The 14,537-nt window shown below is 74.0% G+C and carries 12 protein-coding genes and 1 pseudogene; 6 read left to right on the top strand and 7 right to left on the bottom strand.

What is annotated here, in order from left to right:
* Positions 1–36: 36 nt before the first annotated feature.
* The 4 genes from CD790_RS12920 to CD790_RS12905 all read right to left on the bottom strand — a co-directional run bounded on the left by CD790_RS12920 (position 37) and on the right by CD790_RS12905 (position 3,961).
* Positions 37–765 (bottom strand): GntR family transcriptional regulator, encoded by a 729-nt coding sequence (locus tag CD790_RS12920; RefSeq protein WP_144383304.1) that lies wholly within the window; start codon positions 763–765, stop codon positions 37–39.
* Positions 766–881: 116 nt separating this feature from the next.
* The gene (locus tag CD790_RS12915; protein WP_144383303.1) at positions 882–2,240 is read right to left on the bottom strand and encodes an aspartate aminotransferase family protein; all 1,359 of its coding nucleotides are present in this window, start codon (positions 2,238–2,240) and stop codon (positions 882–884) included.
* A gap of 219 nt (positions 2,241–2,459) precedes the next feature.
* Positions 2,460–3,305, bottom strand: coding sequence for a polyphosphate polymerase domain-containing protein (locus CD790_RS12910; RefSeq protein ID WP_260867519.1), 846 nt, complete (start codon positions 3,303–3,305; stop codon positions 2,460–2,462).
* Entirely contained in the window at positions 3,302–3,961 is a 660-nt protein-coding gene (locus CD790_RS12905) for a DUF4956 domain-containing protein (RefSeq protein WP_144383302.1), read from the bottom strand. Before CD790_RS12905 ends, CD790_RS12910 begins: the two co-directional genes overlap by 4 nt.
* A 155-nt stretch (positions 3,962–4,116) precedes the next feature.
* Between CD790_RS12905 and CD790_RS12900 the strand changes: the two genes are divergently transcribed.
* The 3 genes from CD790_RS12900 (at position 4,117) to CD790_RS12890 (ending at position 8,310) form a co-directional block, all read left to right on the top strand.
* Complete coding sequence (locus CD790_RS12900; RefSeq protein ID WP_144383301.1) at positions 4,117–4,746, top strand: DJ-1/PfpI family protein; 630 nt, start codon at positions 4,117–4,119, stop codon at positions 4,744–4,746.
* A 224-nt stretch (positions 4,747–4,970) separates the two neighbouring features.
* Entirely contained in the window at positions 4,971–5,414 is a 444-nt protein-coding gene (locus CD790_RS12895) for a MarR family winged helix-turn-helix transcriptional regulator (protein ID WP_144383400.1), read from the top strand.
* Between the two features lie 106 nt (positions 5,415–5,520).
* The gene (locus CD790_RS12890) at positions 5,521–8,310 is read left to right on the top strand and encodes a serine/threonine-protein kinase (RefSeq protein ID WP_144383300.1); all 2,790 of its coding nucleotides are present in this window, start codon (positions 5,521–5,523) and stop codon (positions 8,308–8,310) included.
* Between the two features lie 116 nt (positions 8,311–8,426).
* Here CD790_RS12890 and CD790_RS12885 read toward each other — a convergent pair whose 3' ends face one another.
* Both CD790_RS12885 and CD790_RS36810 read right to left on the bottom strand, forming a co-directional pair.
* Positions 8,427–9,713, bottom strand: coding sequence for an adenylosuccinate synthase (locus tag CD790_RS12885; protein ID WP_144383299.1), 1,287 nt, complete (start codon positions 9,711–9,713; stop codon positions 8,427–8,429).
* A gap of 207 nt (positions 9,714–9,920) precedes the next feature.
* Positions 9,921–10,112, bottom strand: coding sequence for a hypothetical protein (locus CD790_RS36810; RefSeq protein WP_399217413.1), 192 nt, complete (start codon positions 10,110–10,112; stop codon positions 9,921–9,923).
* Between CD790_RS36810 and CD790_RS12880 the strand changes: the two genes are divergently transcribed.
* Complete coding sequence (locus tag CD790_RS12880) at positions 10,104–11,108, top strand: hypothetical protein (protein ID WP_399217411.1); 1,005 nt, start codon at positions 10,104–10,106, stop codon at positions 11,106–11,108. The two genes, CD790_RS36810 and CD790_RS12880, sit on opposite strands and share 9 nt — an antisense overlap.
* A gap of 235 nt (positions 11,109–11,343) precedes the next feature.
* On the opposite strand, the pseudogene CD790_RS12875 reads toward CD790_RS12880, so the two are convergent.
* Positions 11,344–11,820 (bottom strand): annotated as a pseudogene (locus tag CD790_RS12875) (GbsR/MarR family transcriptional regulator); the annotation flags it as partial.
* 104 nt (positions 11,821–11,924) lie between these two features.
* On the opposite strand from CD790_RS12875, the gene CD790_RS12870 reads away from it, so the two are divergent.
* Both CD790_RS12870 and CD790_RS12865 read left to right on the top strand, forming a co-directional pair.
* Positions 11,925–12,845 (top strand): ABC transporter ATP-binding protein, encoded by a 921-nt coding sequence (locus CD790_RS12870; protein ID WP_144383296.1) that lies wholly within the window; start codon positions 11,925–11,927, stop codon positions 12,843–12,845.
* Positions 12,842–14,497, top strand: a complete 1,656-nt coding sequence (locus CD790_RS12865; protein ID WP_144383295.1) for an ABC transporter permease — start codon at positions 12,842–12,844, stop codon at positions 14,495–14,497. Before CD790_RS12870 ends, CD790_RS12865 begins: the two co-directional genes overlap by 4 nt.
* Positions 14,498–14,537: the final 40 nt, after the last annotated feature.

The following is a 14,537-nucleotide window of genomic DNA, read 5'->3' as shown; positions in this document are numbered from 1 at the left end:
AAGAAGACGGATCATCCGTGCGGTTCGGGCGCCCGATCACGCCGGCGCCGCGCCCGTGGCCAGCTCCTCGATCAACGCCAGCGAATGCGCGTTGTACGCCGCGATGATGCGTTCCGCCTCCGCAGCGTCGGCGCGGGTCACCGCGTCGGTCAGCTCGCGGTGCCGGGCCCACAGCCGGCCGGTCAGGTCCGGCACCCGGCGCAGGAACGGCACGGTGAACACCCAGCTCTGCACCCGCAGCCGCTGGAGGAAGTCCGAGACGTACGGATTGCCGACCAGCCCCACCAGCTCACGCCAGAACCGCATGTCGTAGCCGATGAGGATGTCCAGGTCGCCCAGGCGCGCGGCGCGCTCGGCCTCCTCCGCCCGGCGGCGCACCGACGCCAGCGCCTCCGGCGACATCTCGCTCAGCACCCGCTCCGCGTAGTGCTGGAACATCCCCTCCGAGATCAGCGAGCGCGCCTGGACCATGGCGCGGAAGTCGTCGAGGGTGAACTCGTGCACGCGGAAACCGCGGTGCTCCTCGACGTCGAGCAGCCCCTGGGCGCACAGGTCGATCAGTGCTTCGCGCACCGGGGTGGCGGAGACGCCGTACTGGTCGGCCATCTCCTTGACCGTGAACTGGCGGCCGGCGGGGAGCCGGCCCGCGATCACCTCGTCGCACAGCGCGTCGGCGATCTGTTGCCGCAGCGTGCTGCGCCTGACCGGGCTGGCGCGGCGGCCGGCGCCGGGACTGGTGCCTGGGCTACTGCCGGGCACGGGCATCGATGACCGTCTCCTTCGTGCTTTCTCCGGCCGTCCCAGCGCCTCGCGCGCACGCGCGACACGACGGCCCTCGCCTCACGATATGCGAGGGCCGTCGCGTGGAGTACAGCTGTGATCTACGCCGCGTGGGCGTCGGCGGCCGTCAGCGCCTCGTCGAGGAGGGCCAGCCCCTCCTTGGCCTCGGCCTCGCTGATGGTGCAGGCCGGGACCACATGGGTGCGGTTCATGTTGACGAACGGCCACAGCCCGCGCTGCTTGCAGGCCGCCGCGAAGTCCGCCATCGGCTGGTTGGCCGGGCCGCTGGCGTTGTACGGGACCAGCGGCTCGCGGGTCTCCTTGTTCCGCACCAGCTCCACCGCCCAGAAGGCGCCGAGGCCGCGCACCTCGCCCACCGACGGGTGGCGCTCGGCGATCTCGCGCAGCCCGGGGCCGATGACCTTCTCGCCGATCTCCGCGGCGTTCTTCACGATCCGCTCCTCCGCCATCGCGTTGATGGTGGCGACGGCCGAGGCACAGGCGAGCGGGTGGCCGGAGTAGGTGAGCCCACCGGGGTAGGGCCGCTGGTCGAAGGTGGCGGCGATCTCGGCGGAGATCGCCACGCCGCCGAGCGGGACATAGCCGGAGTTGACGCCCTTGGCGAAGGTCAGCAGGTCCGGGACCACCTCGAAGTGGTCGGCCGCGAACCAGGCGCCGGTGCGCCCGAAGCCGGCCATGACCTCGTCCAGGACGAAGACGATCCCGTAGCGGTCGCAGATCTCCCGGACGCCGGCCAGGTAGCCGGGCGGCGGGACCATGATGCCGGCGGTGCCGGGCACGGTCTCCAGGATGATCGCGGCGATGGTCTGCGGCCCCTCGAAGGCGATGGTGTCCTCCAAGTGGCGCAGCGCCCGGTCGCGCTCCTGCTCCTCGGTCTCGGCGTGGAACGGCGAGCGGTAGAGGAACGGGGCCCAGAAGTGGACCACGCCCGCGGAGGCGGTGTCGGAGGCCCAGCGGCGCGGGTCGCCGGTCAGGTTGATCGCGGCGGCGGTGGCGCCGTGGTACGAGCGGTAGGCGGAGAGGACCTTGTGCCGGCCGGTGTGCAGCCGGGCCATCCGTACCGCGTTCTCGACCGCCTCCGCGCCGCCGTTGGTGAAGAAGATCTTGTCCAGGTCGCCCGGGGTCCGCTCGGCGATCAGCCGCGCCGCCTCGGACCGTACGTCCACGGCGAAGCCGGGGGCGATGGTGCACAGCTTCGCGGCCTGTTCCTGGATGGCCGCGACGACCTTGGGGTGCTGGTGCCCGATGTTGGTGTTGACCAGCTGGGAGGAGAAGTCGAGGTAGCGGTTGCCGTCGTAGTCCCAGAAGTACGAGCCCTCGGCGCCCGCGATGGCGAGCGGGTCGATGAGCCCCTGAGCGGACCAGGAGTGGAAGACGTGGGCGCGGTCGGCCGCCTTGACGGCCTTCCCGACCTGAGGATCAGCGTGCGGAGGGGTCATGGGGCCCAGCGTATGGATCTCCGGCCGCCCGCAGACACCGCCAAGGTGTATGGCTTAGGCCACTTCGCCCGGCATCCTGTCGGGCGAAGTGGCCGCCGCCGGCGCCCTACGGCACCGCCTTACGGCGCCCGCCGCGGCTCCCGTTCAGCGCGGGAAACGGCTCCCGTTCAGCACGGGAAACGGCTCCCGTTCAGCACGGGAAACGGCTCCCGCCGAGCGTCAGCGCGCGTCCCCGCTCGGCGCGGGAAGCGCTCCCGCCCGGCGCGGGAAGGCGCGGCGGGCGGCGCGGCGCCAGCGGTTGCCGGGTAGCGCCGGGCGCAGCGCGGCCAGCGCCCCGCAGTACTTGGTGAACACGGCGGGCCGCACCCCGTGGGCGTGCAGGAAGTGGTCGGCCGCGGTGAGGTGCCCGGCCGTCTTGGTCTCCACCAGGACCAGATCGCTGTCGCAGTGGACGGCGGCTCCCAGCGGGAGGTCCCGGCAGATCAGCCCGGTGTCGCAGGTGACGCGCTCGCCGTCGGCCACCAGCGTCGCCCGCCGGTAGTCGGTGGTGAGGGAGGGGCGCAGCTCCGCGGGCGGCTCGATGCCGTACGCGCGCTCCAGCGCGTCGGCGAGGAAGGCGCGGAACGGGGCGTCCAGCGGGGTGGCCGCGCCGGTGAGCGGGCACCGCTGTTTGACCGTCTCGCCGCGCCCGCCCTTGAGCTTGATCTCGAACTGCCGCTCCCCGGAGTCCTGGTAGACCCGCTCCCGGATCTTGAAGCGCAACCGGCGCCCCTGGCGGTGGTCGTGGAACGAGCGGAGGCCGGGGGTGTCGTAGTAGACGGAGTGGTAGCGGAACCAGCGCCGTCCGTCGATGGTGAGCGCCCGGAAGGGGCCGCCGGGGCGGTCCGGGTCGGTCAGGTGCGCCGCGAGCGCGGTGAAGACCGCGGCGGGCACCAGGTAGCAGCGGTCGATCCGGGCGAGCAGTGCGGAGCGCTCGTTGACCTCGGCGAGCGAGATGGGTCGAGCGGCCTGGATGGGCCCGCTGACCGCCGGCGGCTCCGGCGGCGGCGCCACCGGCGTGGTCACGCCGCCTCCCAGGTGGCGACGGGCCGGCCGGGACGACGGCCCGGGGCGGTCTGCTCGGCCGGTCCGGGGTGGTCGGCGCGGGCGGCCCACGGCACCGGCCGGGGCTCGCGGTACCGCACGTCGACGACGGTCAGGTCGCGGACGAAGTCGACCTCCATGACCGTCCAGTGGAGCGGTTCGCCGAGCCGTCGGGCGAGGTCGGCGCGGAGCGCGGCGGGGTCCTCGTGCACCGCGTCGAGGGTGACGACGGTGCGCCGGGAGCGGGCGTACAGCCGGGGGTGGTCGGCGACGTAGAGCACCAGCAGGAGCAGGGCGGTCAGCGGGGCCGCGACGGAGAGCCCCAGGTGCGGCAGACCGCAGATGAGCCCGAGGACGAGGGTGGTGAAGTAGTACGCCACCTCCTCGTGCTGGATGGCGTCCGAGCGCAGCCGGATCATCGACAGCACGCCGAAGAGGCCGAAGCCCAGCGCCATGCCTCCGTTGCCGCCGACCCGCGCGAGCGCGGCGACGACGGCGAACAGCGCGACGTTCAGCGCGAGGTAGGCGGGTATCAGGTCGCGGCGCCGATGGCGGGGGTAGTACACCGCGAAGGTCAGCAGGGATACGGCTCCGAGGTCGAGTGCCAGATGAACGCCGAGCTGCGGCAGGAACTCCATGGATCCCCTTTTCCGTGTCGGTACGACTACAGAACGTAGGAAACTTTAGGTGAACGGAAGGCAACCGGAGGGTGAATGCGCGAGTTCTTAACATGCATTGACAGCAGCCTGTCTTTTTGACAGCCTACTGTCATCGGCGCTATCGAGGAGGATCCATGGGACAGCAGACGGTGCATGTGGCGGTCTACGACGCGCTCGCCGACTGGGAGGTCGGCTTCGCCACCGCCCACATACGCGACACCTCCTACCACCGCCCGCCGCGCACCGGATTCGCCATCGCGACCGTCGGACTGACCGAGGAGCCGGTGGTGACGATGGGCGGCATGCGGATCCAGCCCGACCTGACGGTCGACGCGCTGCGGCCCCAGGACAGCGCCCTGCTGATCCTGCCGGGCGCCTCCTCCTGGGACACGGGCGACGCCAACGCCCCCTTCGCCCGCGCGGCCCGCGCCTTCCTGGACGCGGACGTTCCGGTGGCGGCCATCTGCGGCGCCACGGCCGGCCTCGCCCGAGAGGGACTGTTGGACGACCGGGACCACACCAGCGGCGCCGCCGGGTATCTCGCGGCCACCGGCTACCGGGGCGGCGATCGCTATCGCGAAGCGGCGGCCGTGACGGACGGGAACCTGGTGACGGCCGGCCCGACCGAGCCGGTGGCGTTCGCCCGGGAGGTCCTGGCCCTGCTGGATGTATACGAACCGGAGGTGCTCGACGCCTGGTACCGGCTCTTCTCGGCCTCGGACGCGAGCGCCTTCGGCGTGCTGGCCGAGGCGGCGCAGCGATGAGCGCCGACGCACCCCGGGCCCGACGCGCCTCCCGAACGGAGCGGCACTCTGACGCCGCGTCGGCCTCCGCGGGGGAGCGACCCGGCGCCGAGCGGGCCCCTCAGCCGGCTCCGACCTCCCAGGCCGGGCGAACCCCCGGCGGTCGGCCGACTTCTGACGCCCCGGGGGCCGCCGCGGCCGAGCGGACTTCCGACGCGGACGCGGCCGCCGCCGAGGTCCCGGCGCTGCTCAGCGCGACCGCGCTCACCACCTTCCGGCTCAACGGCCAACTGCTGACGGTGTCCGAGCGGCTGGCGTCGCCCGCCGGGCTGACCGCCGCCCGCTGGCAGGTGCTCGGCGCCGTGCTGGGCGAGCCGCTGTCGGTCGCCGGGATCGCCCGCGCGATGGGCATCACCCGGCAGAGCGTGCAGCGCGTCGCGGACCTCCTGGTCGAGGCGGGGCTGGCCGAGTACCGCCCCAACCCCGCCCATCGCCGGGCGAAACTGCTGGCCCCGACCGAGGAGGGATACGCGGCGGTGCGGCGGATCGTGCCCGGCCACCGCGAGTTCGCCGAGCGGCTGGCCGAAGCGCTCGGCGGCGCGGCCGAGTTGCGGGAGGTGACGGAGGCGCTGCGGCGGCTGTCGGGGGCGCTGGACGCGCTGGAGCCTCCTGGGGAAGTGACTCCGTAGAATACGGAACCGATAACGGATCGTGCGCGTGGTCCCCAATGCTCACCGCCGCCTCATATTCTCAGGCGGGTCCGGCGAGGGTTGAACAGGGGAAGGAACAGCGCACATGGAAGACCTGGGGGCGGAGGACCCTCGTTGGATCGGTGAGTACCGGCTGCTGCGGCGCCTCGGCGCCGGCGGAATGGGCCGGGTGTTCCTGGCTCACTCGGCGCGCGGCCGCACCGTCGCGGTCAAGCTCGTCCAGACCGAGCTGGCGCAACAGCCGGAGTTCCGACGCCGTTTCAAGCAGGAGGTCAAGGCGGCGCAGCGGGTGGGCGGCGAGTGGACCGCACCGGTGCTCGACGCCGACACCGAGGCGGCGACGCCCTGGGTCGCCACCGGCTACATCGCCGGTCCCTCGCTGCACGCGGTCATAGCGGAAGGCGGCCGGCCGCTGCCGGAGCGCTCGGTGCGGATCCTCGGCAACGGGCTGACCCGCGCGCTCCAGGACATCCACGGGGCCGGTCTGATCCACCGTGACCTGAAGCCCTCCAACATCCTCATCACCATCGACGGGCCGCGCGTCATCGACTTCGGCATCGCGCGCGCCCTGGAGACCGTCACCGACGGCATCATGACGCGCAGTGGCGCGGTCGTCGGCTCCCCCGGCTTCATGTCACCCGAGCAGGTCCGCGGCGAGCGGGTCACCCCGGCCAGCGACATCTTCTGCCTCGGCTCGGTGCTGGCCTTCGCGGCCATCGGCCGGCAGCCCTTCGCCGCCGCCACCAGCGGGGTGCACGCGGTGATGTACCGCATCGCCCAGGAGGAGGCGGACCTGACCGGTCTGCCCGAGGGGCTGCTGGACCTGGTGACGGACTGTCTGGCCAAGGACCCGGAGGCGCGTCCCACGCTGGACGAGCTGCTGGAGCGCACGGCCACCCCGGAGGACGAGGAGGTGGACCCGGGCGAGCCGTGGCTGCCGGGCAGCCTCGTCGCCCAGCTCGGCCGGCACGCGGTGGAGCTCCTCGACGCGGAGTCACCCGCCGCCCCGGCACACCCGGGCGTGCCCGCGCCGCCCGCCGCCCCGCCCACCGCGGGCGGTGGAACGGTCCCGCTGCCGCCGACGACCCCGCCCGGCGCCGGTGCCACCCCGCCGCCTCCGTCCGCCCCGGCGACACCCCCGCCGCCCTCGGCCGCTCCCTCGGCGTCCGCCCCGGCCACGCCCCCGCCGCCGACCGTTCCGCCGCCGCCGGCGGCCCCGGCGACCCCGGCGGCCCCGACGTCGTATCCGCTCACCCCGCCGGCGGCCCCGGCCACCCCGCCGCACCCGCGCACCCCGCCGTCCGGCGCGCCGCTGACCACGCCCGCCGCGGGCCAAGCCACGCCGCAGGGCGGCACCCCGGCGACCCCGGCGGCCCCGGCGGCGGCCACCCCGCACCCCCCGCCGTCCGGCGCACCCATGGCCCAGCCCGCCACGCCGCCCGCGGGAGCGCCCGCGGCCCACGCGGCGCCGCCGGCCGCCCCCGTGGCCCAGCCCGCGACCCCGGCCGCGTCTCCCGGCGCCCCCGCCGGAGCCGCCACGCCGCACGGGCTCGCGCACACGCCGTCCGGCCAGCCGGTGCCGGGCACGCCGAACACGCCCGCCGGCCCGGCCACGCCGCCGGCCGCCGTCGGCGGCGGAACTCCCGCGGCCGCCCACGGCGCGCCGGCCGGCCCCCCGGCCCCGCACACCCCGCAGGCTCCTCAGGCCCCGCGGGCCCCTTCGGCCGCCGGGAGCGCCACGCCCGCGGCGGCCGTTCCGGCCGGCGCCACCCCGGCCGGCACCGCGTCCGCCGGTGAGCCCGTGTCCACGCCTCCGCCCGGCTTCGGCCCGCCCGCCATGGCGTCGTTCGCGGCGTCCGGCGGGGAGGGGCACACCCCGCCGGGCGGGTCGACGCCGCTCGGCCCGGTCGTCGGCGGCCCCACCCCGCCCGCCCCGCCCGCGAAGCGGCGCAAGCGCACCGCGCTCATCGTGACGGCGGCCGCCGTGGCGACGCTGCTGGTCGCGGGCGTGGCCGCGGTGGCGGTGCTGCGCGGGAACGACAAGGACAAGGACGACCAGGCCAAGCCCAAGGACAAGACCTCGGCGAGCGCCGGCCCGGCCACCGGCGACCCGAAGTCGCCCGCCACCCCGTCCGCCTCGTCCTCACCGTCCGACGCGGCCACGCGCCCCGCGACCACCGGTGACGTCCCACAGGGTTACCTGGGCGCGTGGGAGGGCGAGATCTACGAGAACGACGAGCCGACCGGCAAGGTCCGCCGGATCGTGCTCGCCCAGGGCACCATCGGCTCGCAGGTCGCCGACACGCTGACCTCGGCCGACGAGTCCTTCTGCCAGGGCGCGGGCACCCTGAAGTCGGTGGAGAGCCTGCTCGTCATCGACACCGACGTGACCACCAGCGTGCCCGAGGGATCCTGCAGCCCGATCGGCGAGCAGACCCTGAAGCTGCGCGACGACGGCTCGATCGCCTGGAGCCGCAAGGACGACTCCGGCGAGGCCACGCTGCGCCGGGTCGCGCAGGACGACACCCCGATCCCCGACGCCTACCTGGGCACCTGGCAGGCGAAGGACGCGTACGGCGAGAAGAACGCGACCCTGAAGCTCGTCATCAAGCAGGGCGTCCACGGCACCCCGGTGGCCGAGACCTCCTGGCAGAGCGACAAGGCCGACTGCGAGGGCAACATGCGGCTGGTCTCGGTGACCGCGGACGGACTCCGCCTCAGCACCGAGGAGGTCGTCAAGGAGACGCCGGTCGACAGCTGCACCCCGGAGGAGGCGCACACCTTCACCACGGCCGGCGCGAACAAGCTGCGGTTCCAGTACGTCGACTCCAACACCAGCGAGACCGGCACCGTGACCTTCACCCGCCTCGACTGACCGCCCGCCGCGGCCACCCGGAACGGGAAACGGCGCGCCGGCCGACTGCTGTCGGCCGGCGCGCCGTTCTCATGCGCCCGAAGGCCCGTGTGCTTCGACGGGCCGGTGCCCGGGGACTAGGACAGGAACGAGTTGATCTCGATCGTCTCGTCCCGGCCCGGACCGACGCCGATCGCCGAGATCGGCGCGCCCGACATCTCCTCCAGGGCCTTCACATACGCCTGCGCGTTCTTCGGCAGGTCGGAGAAGGACTTGGCCTTGCTGATGTCCTCGGACCAGCCCGGCAGCATCTCGTAGATCGGCTTCGCGTGGTGGAAGTCGGTCTGGCTGTACGGCAGCTCCTCGACCCGCCGGCCGTCGATCTCGTACGCCACGCACACCGGGATCTGCTCCCAGCCGGTGAGCACGTCCAGCTTGGTGAGGAAGAAGTCGGTGAGGCCGTTGACCCGGGTGGCGTAGCGCGCGATGACCGCGTCGAACCAGCCGCAGCGCCGGTCCCGGCCGGTGGTCACACCGCGCTCGTGGCCGATGGTGCGCAGCTTCTCGCCGTCCTCGTCGAACAGCTCCGTCGGGAACGGACCCGCGCCGACACGCGTGGTGTACGCCTTCAGGATGCCGATGACCCGGCTGATCTTCGTCGGGCCCACGCCGGCGCCGGTGCAGGCGCCGCCGGCGGTCGGGTTGGAGGAGGTGACGAAGGGGTACGTGCCGTGGTCGACGTCGAGCAGGGTGCCCTGGCCGCCCTCGAAGAGCACGACCTTGCCCTCGTCGATGGCGTTGTTCAGCACCAGCGTGGTGTCGGTGACGAAGGGCCGGAGCTGGTCCGCGTAGGCCATCAGCTCCTCGACGACCTGCTCCACGGTGATCGCGCGCCGGTTGTAGAGCTTGGCGAGGATCTGGTTTTTGAAATCGAGAGCCGCCTCCACCTTCTGCTGGAGGATCGACTCGTCGAAGATGTCCTGGACGCGGATGCCGACTCGGTTGATCTTGTCGGCGTACGTCGGGCCGATGCCGCGCCCGGTGGTGCCGATCTTCCGCTTGCCGAGGAAGCGTTCCGTCACCTTGTCGATGGTCGTGTGGTACGGAGTGATCAGATGCGCGTTACCACTGATCAGCAGCTTGGACGTGTCGACGCCACGCTCGTTCAGCCCGCTCAGCTCGGAGAGCAGGACCGCCGGGTCGACGACGACGCCATTGCCGATGACCGGGGTACACCCCGGCGAGAGGATTCCGGAAGGGAGGAGGTGAAGCGCGTACTTCTGGTCGCCGACGACGACCGTGTGGCCGGCGTTGTTGCCACCCTGGTAGCGCACCACGTAGTCCACTGAGCCGCCGAGCAGGTCGGTGGCCTTTCCCTTGCCCTCATCACCCCACTGAGCACCGAGCAGCACAAGTGCGGGCACAGGCGTACACCCCTTCCGGGCGGGGCATGTCCAACGTGCGCAGTGGCTGTGCCACCACAAGAGCCGTCGAACCGGTGCCCCGGATAGACGAAGCCCCTGGCGCAACAGCGACAGGGGCTCTTGCACCGAGAGATTACCTGAGGAAGGACCGAGGTGTCGGCTCCAGACCCCGCCGGAGACTCTCCCCCCGACGTCCGGGAGTCCCCGCTACTCGTGATCATCGACCCGCTCGCGCGCCGTGTCGACGGCGAATCCGTGCGGATCGCGAAAGATGTCCTGTGCGCCGGCGCACAGACGAAAATCCTTCTTCCGGACGGGCCGGCCGAGGTGGCTCGGGCACTGGCCCGCAGGGGCAGCCGGCGCCCCGTGGTGGTCGGCGACGATCGCGCGTTGCTGCACGTCGTGCGGCTCCTGCACCAACACCGCGAGCTCGCGGACGCGGCGCTCTCCATGGTCCCGGTCGGCACGTCGCCCTCGGTGGCACTCGCGCGTTCACTCGGCGTGCCCACCGGCGCCGTGGCCGCCGCGCGCACGGTCCTGGACGGCCGGGAGCGCCGGCTGGACGTGCTGGTGGACGACAGCGGCGGAGTGGTCCTCGGCGGTCTGCACATTCCCTCGGGCGGCGCCGCGTACGACGCCTACGACCCGCCGTACGAAGGCCATGACCGGCGCGCCGCCCATCCGGACCAGGACGGTTACGCCGACGACGTCGAGGACGGTGCGGGGCACGGCGGGTACGGGGCGTATCCGCGGGGCGGCTCCGTCTCCACCGCGCACGGGCCCGGAGAGGGCTCCTCCGACCGGACGTACGACGGCGACCGCGCGGGCGGGCCTGGCCCGCGCGGGATCCCCGGCGCACGGGACCGGCACCGGCCCGGGGACGGGGAGCGGCGTGGGGGCGTGATGCCGGACGCCGGGTCGCCCGAGCCCGGTTTCGGCGACGACGGCCTCGCCGGGGCCGGCGGGCCGCCCGGGTCCGGCGGCGGTGGATCGGCGGCGGACCGGCACCACGCCTGGTGGTCCCCCGCCGCCCGCACCGCGCGCTCCGCGCTGGCGCTGCTCACCCTCCCGGTGCCGGGGCTGGGCCCCGGCACCGCGCGCCGCCGCGGCCGGGAGCCGGGGCAGCGGCTGCGGGTGGAGGCGGACGGCGTGCTGTTGGCCGACCTCGACCAGCCGGTGGAGCGGATCACGGTCTCCACGCCCGGCGCGGGCCTGGCGGAGGTGCTGGTCCGCTCGCACGCCGCCGAGGCCCCGGTGCGGGCCAGGGCCCGCGCGATCACCGTCTCCGGCCCCGACTTCCGCTACCGCGCGGACGCGCACATCGCGGGCCCGGTTCGCACCCGCACCTGGACGGTCCTCGACGAGGCGCTGCGCCTGCTCGTTCCGCACCCGTGACCCCGGCGGCGCGGCCGCGCGGTCGCGTGAGCGCACCGCGCGGGCGGCGCGCCGGCCACCGGAGCGAGCCGGCTCAGCCCTCGCGGATGGCCGTGGCCCGGGGGTGCGTGCCCGCGGCGGTCTCGGACGCGAGGCCCTCGGACCCGGCGATCGCGGCGGTCTCGGACCCGGCGGCCTCGGACCCGGCAAGCCCGGGTTCGGCGGTCGCGGGTGTCGCCGCGAGAGCCTCGCGGCGGGCGGCCTGGTACGCGCGCCAGCGGTCCATCATCGAGAGCATCTCCCCCTGGAGGAACTCGAAGAAGGCCGCCGTCTCGGCCACCCGCTCGCCGGCGGGGGTGCCCGGCCCCAGCGACGCGGCGCCGTCCCGCAGGGTGCTCTCCCAGCGGCTCAACAGCTGGTCGCGGCGGGTGAAGGTCTCGTACCAGAGCTCGTTGTGCAGTCGGTAGCGGTCGCGCCGGGAACCGGGGTCGCGCTCCCGGCCGACCATGTGGACCTGGCTGAGGTAGCGGATCGCGCCGGAGACCGCCGCCGGGGAGATCTGGAGCCGCTCGGCGAGCTCGGCCGAGGTCAGGCTCCCGCTGTCGGAGGCGAGCAGCGCCGCGAAGACCCGGGCCGCCATCCGCTGCATGCCGGCGTCGGCCAGCTCACCCGCGAACCGCTCGACGAAGCGCGACACCGCGTCCTCGTCCCGCTCATGCGCACTCTCCGCCATCTCCGCCACCCTTCGCCGCCACTCTCGTACCACCACTGAGCCGCTCTAAGTTTATACACTTTCCTATCTTCACAAATTCGTGAAACCACAGTAACTTCAGAACCATGACGACGGCTATCACCGTGTCCGGCCTCCACAAGTCCTTCGGCCGGACCCATGCGCTGGACGGTCTCGACCTGAGCGTCGAGACCGGCGAGGTGCATGGCTTCCTCGGCCCCAACGGCGCCGGGAAGTCCACCACCATCCGGGTCCTCCTCGGCCTGATACGCGCGGACCGCGGCGCCGCCCAGGTGCTCGGCGTCGACCCGTGGCGTGAGGCGGTCGCACTCCACCGCCATGTGGCGTACGTCCCCGGAGACGTCACGCTGTGGCGCAACCTCAGCGGCGGCGAGGTGATCGACCTCTACGGGCGGCTGCGCGGCGGCCTGGACCGGACGCGCCGCGCCGAGCTGCTGGAGCGCTTCGAGCTCGACCCGACGAAGAAGGGCCGCACCTACTCCAAGGGCAACCGGCAGAAGGTCGCCCTGGTGGCCGCCTTCGCCTCGGACGCCTCGCTGCTGATCCTGGACGAGCCCACCTCCGGCCTCGACCCGCTCATGGAGGAGGTCTTCCAGCGGTGCGTCGGCGAGGCCCGGGACCGCGGCCGCACGGTGCTGCTCTCCAGCCATGTGCTCAGCGAGGTGGAGGCGCTGTGCGACCGGGTCAGCATCATCCGCAAGGGCCGCACGGTCGAGTCCGGATCGCTCGCCGACCTGCGCCACCTCACCCGGACCTCGGTCACCGCCGAGCTGGCCGGCCCGCCCGACGGGCTCTCCACCCTCCCCGGCGTCCACGACCTGACCGTCCAGGGCCGGCGGGTGCGGCTCCAGGTGGACACCGACAAGCTGGACGGCGTGCTGCGCCGGCTCGGCGAGTCGGGGGTGCGCAGCCTGATCAGCAGCCCGCCCACGCTGGAGGAGCTCTTCCTGCGGCACTACGCCGACGAGGACGCGGACGCGGCGCGCGAAGCGGGGACCGCCCGATGAGCGCCGTCGCCCCGTGTCACGCCCACCCTCGGGCCACCCGCCGCTCGGACGAGCTCGCGGGCACCGGCCGGCTGCTGTGGCTCGCACTGCGCCGCGACCGGGTGATGGTCCCGGTGTGGGTCTCCGCCATCGCCCTGATGGTGCTCGCCACCGCCGACTCGTTCAAGAACCTCTACGACACGGCGGCCGAGCGGGCCGACTTCGCGCGGGACATGAGCGCCAACGGCTCGCTGCGCGCGCTGTACGGGGTGCTGTACGACGACTCGCTCGGCGGACTGGCCACGTGGCGGGTGGGCGGCTACGCGGCCGTGCTGGCCGGCGTGATGAGCCTGGTGATCGTGGTGCGCCACACCCGTGAGGAGGAGGAGTCGGGCCGTCAGGAGATGCTCTCCTCAGCGATGGTCGGCCGGCACGCCCCGCTCACCTGCGCCCTGCTCACCGCCGCCGTCGCCGATGTCGCGGCGGGGGCGCTGGTGGCCCTCGGGATGGCCGCCCTCGGCGCCGGTGGCGGCGGCGCCGTGGCGCTCGGCCTCGCCGTCGCGACCACCGGCATGGCGTTCGCGGGCCTGGCGGCCGTGGTCTGCCAGCTCACCGAGAACACCCGACTGGCCAGGGGGCTGTCCGGCGCCGTCGTGGGTCTGGCCTTCGCGCTGCGCGGGGCGGGCGACGCCGCCCAGGACACCCCGGGCACCACCTCCCCGCTCAGCTGGTTCACCCCGCTGGGCTGGGCCGAGTCGGTGCGCCCGTACGGGGACGAGCGCTGGTGGGTGCTGCTGCTCCCGCTGCTGCTCGCGGCGGTGGCCTCCGGCACCGCCTACGCGCTGGTCGGCCGCCGCGACCTCGGCGCCGGCTTCTTCCCGCCCCGCCCCGGCCCGGCCGCCGCGGGCCGCTCGCTCGGCGGCGCCTTCGGACTGGCCTGGCGGCTCCAGCGCGGCAGCCTGTTCGGCTGGGCCATCGGCTTCGCCCTCGCCGGCGCCGTCTTCGGATCCCTCGCGAACGGCGCGGACGACCTGTTCGGCGACAACGAGAGCACCCGCGAGCTGTTCGAGCGGATGGGGGGACAACAGGGCCTCGCCGACGCCTTCCTGGCCTCCCTGATCAGCTCGCTCGGCCTGCTCTGCGCGCTGTACGCGACCGGCGCGGTGCTGCGGCTGCGCGGCGAGGAGACCGGCGAGCGCGCGGAGCCGCTGCTGGCCCTCCCGCTGAGCCGCCGGCGCTGGGCGGCCGGCCACCTCACCCTCGCCTTCGTCGGCTCGGCCGCGGTGCTCGCGGTCGGCGGCGCGGCGATGGGACTGAGCTACGGGCTCGCCGCCGACGACCTCGGCGGGCAGCTCCCGCGGGTGCTCGGCGCGGCGCTGGCGCAGGTCCCGGCGGTGTGGACGCTCGCCGGACTGGCCACGCTGATCGTCGGCGCGCTGCCCCGGCTGGCCCCGGCCACCTGGGGCGTGGTGGGCGCGTGCGTCGCCGTCGGCTGGCTCGGCCCGGCCCTCGACCTCCCCCAGGCGGTCCTGAACCTGTCGCCCTACGGCCATCTCCCCAAGCTGCCGGGCGCCGACGTCTCCGCCGCCCCGTTCGTCTGGCTGTCGGCCCTGGCGACGGCGTTCACCGTGACCGGCGTGGCCGCGCTGCGACGTCGCGACATGGGGGCGTGACCCGGGGCGTGACCCTCCGGTGCGTCGGAGTCCGGGTTCT

The organism is Streptomyces sp. SAJ15, assembly GCF_007595705.1.
In the GTDB taxonomy this organism is placed as follows: domain Bacteria; phylum Actinomycetota; class Actinomycetes; order Streptomycetales; family Streptomycetaceae; genus Streptomyces.
Note: the sequence above shows the minus strand (reverse complement) of the source record. Positions and strands in the feature narration are given on the sequence as shown.